Genomic DNA, 4678 nt, shown 5'->3' with positions numbered 1-4678 from the left:
GTCTCAACATCAAGAAGTAAAATGACTAACTTTCGTGCATAAAAAAAGCCACTGATTACCGGCAGTGGCTCTAAAATCAATCTCATCGTCGATCATCCAAAATATATTCTATCTTAATAGTCCCAGCTTCTTTATTGACGATTACCTGCTGGATAAACGTGTTTGCTGCATCCGTTGGATTCAGTTTCCCGCTGAAATAATCTTCAATCTTCTCCCTAATTTCCTCTATGTTGATACTTTCCCGTTCCCCATTCTCCAGCCTCTCTTTTAACTCATCTCGTTGTTGTCGCGCATTTTCTATTTCCTTACGCTTATCCTGCATTACCCCTCTGTACATTTCCTCATCGAACAAATCCCGCTGATCAAAAAGATCCTTTACATCTTTATTTAGTTTCTTTATCCGGCGTTCGACATTCTCAATTTCCCGACTGATTTCCTTTTCAGTATGATCTACAAGGCTAAAGTTTTCCCAGAATTCCCTGTCATTTCGCCACTTCTTCAACTCATTCTCAAGGTCATTGAATACAATTTCCTCCAAGTTTTCCCGGCGGATTGTTTGCCCAGTGCAACCTGTTTTACCATCGTTGAGGTAAGTTGAACATCTGTAGTACCAATATGTAAAGGTTTTTCCACTCGGCTTCCTGTTTTTCTTTTTCACGACAACCATTGAACCACCACATTTTGAACAAGTCGCAATTCCTGAAAGAGGATAACGCTTATTAGGTTTTCGTCTTTTCCTATGTTTCTTTAACCTCTGTTGTACACGATCAAAAATTTCCACTGGTATAATAGCTTCATGTGCATTTTCAGTGATACCCCATTCATCACGAGCATTATGTGTGATCTTTGTCCGTTTTATTGAATCCGAATCGTAATCCCGAATAACTTCTTTTCTTGTTCGAGAATGAACAACAGCTCCCTTATAAGCGGGGTTCTGTAGAATTTGACAAACTCGTGCTATTCTCCATCTTCCTTTACCCATTGCAGTGGGTATATTATTTTCATTCAAATAATCACAGATTTTTCTTGCTCCAAATCCGTCGTTAAGATACAAATCGAAAATCCTTCTTATAATCCACGCACTATCCTCGTCAACAATCAACCTCCCTCCGACATTCTTATATCCATATGGTGGTTTTCCAGTAACCCACTTTCCGCTTTTTGCAGCTTGTCGTTGCCCGTATCGTACCCGAATTGATAATTTCTCAACTTCCTGACGTGCCAGTGCAGCATATATCGTAAAGAAGAATTCGCTATCAACGTTGTTTGAATCAAAATTCTCTTCAAGGGATAGTATTCGAAGCCCTTTCGCTTTAAGACGATTCGCGGTTCCTACTGCTTCCTCCACATCACGAGCAAGTCGAGAGATGCCTTTGAAAAGAACGACTTGGATCTTCCCTTGGTCTGCATCGTCAAGAAGTCGTTTCATTGCTGGCCTTTGCCATAATGTTATCCTTGTGGCAGATACCGCTTCATCTTCGTAGACCCCTGTTACTTCCCACCTCCTTTCTTTAGCATATTCAGTTAAAAGGGAGACCTGATGCTCAATTGAATCAGCCTGCTTGTCGCTGGATACTCTTGCGTAGATTGCGCACTTCACCACTTGGTTCCTCCTTCTTACGTCTTCTGACAATGGTCTTATTAAAGCTTGAGTTTATATATCTTGCAAGAGAATCATACACAAGTTGTTTTGATTCTTCTTCCGAAAGCAAATAAACTCGCTCAATCTTCATCTTATGATTCCTCCATTTCAATCACAATCGAGTAGGACAAGAAAAAGACGCCCAGCATACGCCATTTGACGGACTTTTTTTACATACAGAAAACAAAAGCGACCCCTCCTTAGTGGAGGGGACCGCCTTTGATATCGTTCCAATCAGGTAAATTTTGATTTAGTTGGAGCATCATGAACACCTCCATACTCCCAGGCTTCGCCGAAAAACAATCTTTCTTCTCCCTTGACCAGATCCTTTTGAATAGAAATATTCTTTTCTTTGTCGTCCATGTGATCGCTCCTTAATTTTATAGTTAGAGCACCAGGCAAATCGCCTGGTGCTCATAGATGCTGTTACTTACTTCACACGGTTTTTCACTCGGTTTTTGACACGATTCAGTTCCATATTGATGTCACCTCCTCGTCCAGTTTCATGAGCCATCTCCTCCTTATATGGCTCATGATGTGCTACAATTTATTAAAACCTTGTCACTTGATACATAATACATTATACACTCGTGTATTAAGGTTTGCAAGGAGTTATTTTGTGTTTTGGAGGTTTTTTTCATGAAGAAAGTCAAACAAGTCACCCCCCGGTTATCCGTAATATTGAAAGAACGGGGGTTGACTCATGCCACTTTTGCTGAAATGGTGAATCTTCCCCAACCAACGATCTCCCGCTTCGACAAGATGTCCCGACACGATAGTACCAACCTGTTTCGTATTGCTCAGGCATTGGATCTTCGCATCGAGGAATTGTTTGAGATTGAATATGAAGATTAGCCTTCTCTTGCCCAATACGAGGGTACAGGGGCTATCATAGAGAGAAAACAACAATATTCCTCTCTTTACCCTTATAATACATCATTGTATAATGTATTGGGTATTAAAAGGGTCAGGGAGGGATTTCCCATTCAACAAAACTGGATACGAACCTATCACCCAATGGTCTGGTTTTTGCTGGGATCTACAGCGATAGGCCGAACCGCGACGTTTATGTGTCTGCCGTTTTTGGCCCTATACCTGGCTGACCTCGGCTATCCCGCTACCAACGTCGGACTTATTGTAGGAGTCGGCTGGCTTGCTGGGAGCATTGGGGGGCTGGTAGGTGGATACCTTGCCGACCGGTGGGGACCAAAGAGTATCCTTTTGGCAAGTTTGGCAGTCTGGTCATTTAGCTATTTTGGGTTCTCATGGTCGAAAGCCTATGGGATATTAATCGTCGTAAGTTTGTTAAACGGATTGGCTCGAGCATTTTATGACACAGTATCAAAATCGATCATGATTGGCTTAGTGTCTAAAAAGGAGCATCCCAAAATCTTAGGCCGAGCCTATATGGCTCTGAACTTGGCAGCAGCCGTCGGTCCCCTCGCCGGTGCAGCCCTTACCCGCTCTTCCTCTTACACTGTTTTGTTTTGGATAGCGGGATCTGTCCATTTCCTATTGCTAATCACATCAATTTTCGTCGTCACTCGCTTCCGGGAAGATATTCAGTCACCCAAAGCCATTACGCTATCCGACGTTTTTAGTGCCATCTTCCGGGATAGGATTTTGATGACATTTCTACTCATGGGCACGATATTCGACATCGGCTTTTCTCAATTGGAAACCACCTTGCCACTATTCCTCGACCAGTTGGACATGGGGATCTATCCTGCTCTTTTGATCGTTAATGCTGTTTTGGTAATCCTTTTCTCTGTACCCATATCGGACTGGACTGCAAGTCAGTTGGAAAAATTCCGGATGGGGACTGTGATGACATGGAGTACACTGATATTCTCTGCTGGTCTTGCGCTCTTTTTTGGTGGCCCGGTGTGGTTATTCTACGTTGGTATCACCTTGATCAGCTTCGGGGAGATGCTCTTTTTCCCGACTTGGGAATCGTATATCGCAGAACGAGGGGGAGAAAAGCTCAGAAGTACGTATTTGGGATCAACTAATCTAACTGTTATCGGATATTTCCTCGGTCCCCTAGCTGGCGGATGGCTCTTAGATGAATCAGGGGGAGCAACGCTCTTTCCCATAATGGGTGTGGTGAGCCTAACCATTCTTGTTCTGTTCTTCTTCTCATTCATGCGGCGAAAAACAGTAGGAATGAAAGAAATCTGAACTGTTTTGCCGATTGGTTTACACCTGACAATAAATTGGGTATGATAAACATACAATAGCAAAGACCGCCGGGGATGGCTCCCCCGACGGTCGAATGCACCGCGACGCTGGCTTAGGCCGGTCGCCCTGAGGACGTGCAACGCCCCCATATCTAAGCGAAGGCCTTCAACCTTTAGCGCTTAGACCGGGGGCGTTTGCTTTTTCTGCTGGAAACCCGTTCTTCGACGAATCGCCAGATTTCAAGCAACGCTTTTGTAGCGGATAGGATCAAGATAATCTTCTCCAGCACAGGCCGCACCCCCTTTCTCAGGGGAGTTGCGACCGGCCCCCGGCCATCACTTGCGTCTTGGTACGTCTATTATACCAATTAACCACGGTAACAACTACCAAAAAGGCGATGTAAATTCAGAAGAAAACCCCCACTACTACTTAATAAAGCCCTCGTCTGCTATTGGAACAAATTCCCCTTTATAATCGAATGTACGTTCGAGTAATATAGAGGATGAGGTGATGGAAATGGCCTTAGAACGTGGTAATAAGCTGTGGGAAGGTCATCGGATGATTCTACCGGAGCATGAAGCGAAACTGGGGCAGGAGCGGCAGAGAGAAGAGGAGTACCGCCCGCCGTTGTTGGCTGAGGATGTCCTGCAGGAAATCAGTCGCTTGATTGAACGGTCACAATTGGAGGAGCAGCCGATTGAAGTGACATATGCTTCCACCTACGGGCCACAGAAGTACATTGGCTATGTGATGCGGATCGATCCGGTGGGGAGATGGTTGCTATTGCAGAACGGAGAGGACAAGGAACTCATCCCCTTCTCCAAGATCATCGGGGCAGAGGAGTTATAAAGAGCG

At 44.4% G+C, this 4678-nt stretch carries 6 protein-coding genes; 3 read left to right on the top strand and 3 right to left on the bottom strand.

Annotation, left to right across the window (positions count from 1 at the left end):
- Positions 1-82: 82 nt before the first annotated feature.
- The 3 genes from IEV46_RS17500 to IEV46_RS18425 form a co-directional block, all read right to left on the bottom strand.
- A complete protein-coding gene (locus IEV46_RS17500; protein WP_188433854.1) occupies positions 83-1600 on the bottom strand; it encodes a recombinase family protein in 1518 nt (505 codons plus the stop codon).
- Complete coding sequence (locus tag IEV46_RS17495; RefSeq protein WP_188433852.1) at positions 1554-1733, bottom strand: hypothetical protein; 180 nt, start codon at positions 1731-1733, stop codon at positions 1554-1556. Before IEV46_RS17495 ends, IEV46_RS17500 begins: the two co-directional genes overlap by 47 nt.
- Before the next feature lie 143 nt (positions 1734-1876).
- On the bottom strand, positions 1877-2005 hold the full coding sequence (locus IEV46_RS18425) for a hypothetical protein (RefSeq protein ID WP_268235937.1): 129 nt from the start codon (positions 2003-2005) through the stop codon (positions 1877-1879).
- Positions 2006-2281: 276 nt separating this feature from the next.
- On the opposite strand from IEV46_RS18425, the gene IEV46_RS17490 reads away from it, so the two are divergent.
- The 3 genes from IEV46_RS17490 to IEV46_RS17480 all read left to right on the top strand — a co-directional run bounded on the left by IEV46_RS17490 (position 2282) and on the right by IEV46_RS17480 (position 4672).
- Positions 2282-2497, top strand: coding sequence for a helix-turn-helix domain-containing protein (locus IEV46_RS17490; protein ID WP_188433850.1), 216 nt, complete (start codon positions 2282-2284; stop codon positions 2495-2497).
- 162 nt (positions 2498-2659) lie between these two features.
- Positions 2660-3823: an MFS transporter gene (locus tag IEV46_RS17485; protein WP_268235938.1), complete on the top strand. Its 1164-nt coding sequence runs from the start codon at positions 2660-2662 to the stop codon at positions 3821-3823.
- 516 nt (positions 3824-4339) lie between these two features.
- Positions 4340-4672, top strand: coding sequence for a YolD-like family protein (locus IEV46_RS17480; RefSeq protein ID WP_188433846.1), 333 nt, complete (start codon positions 4340-4342; stop codon positions 4670-4672).
- The last annotated feature ends 6 nt before the right edge of the window (positions 4673-4678 follow it).

Origin of the sequence: Kroppenstedtia guangzhouensis, from assembly GCF_014637345.1 — a bacterium.
GTDB lineage: Bacteria > Bacillota > Bacilli > Thermoactinomycetales > DSM-45169 > Kroppenstedtia > Kroppenstedtia guangzhouensis.
The sequence above is the reverse complement of the archived record's forward strand: the minus strand, read 5'-3'. Positions and strand labels throughout refer to the sequence as shown.

Excerpts from the sequence above, each read along its gene's own strand:
- IEV46_RS17495 (WP_188433852.1), bottom strand. The coding sequence starts at position 1,733 with ATGAAGATTGAGCGAGTTTATTTGCTTTCGGAAGAAGAATCAAAACAA.
- IEV46_RS17485 (WP_268235938.1), top strand. The coding sequence starts at position 2,660 with ATGGTCTGGTTTTTGCTGGGATCTACAGCGATAGGCCGAACCGCGACG.
- IEV46_RS17490 (WP_188433850.1), top strand. The coding sequence starts at position 2,282 with ATGAAGAAAGTCAAACAAGTCACCCCCCGGTTATCCGTAATATTGAAA.
- IEV46_RS18425 (WP_268235937.1), bottom strand. The coding sequence starts at position 2,005 with ATGGACGACAAAGAAAAGAATATTTCTATTCAAAAGGATCTGGTCAAG.
- IEV46_RS17480 (WP_188433846.1), top strand. The coding sequence starts at position 4,340 with ATGGCCTTAGAACGTGGTAATAAGCTGTGGGAAGGTCATCGGATGATT.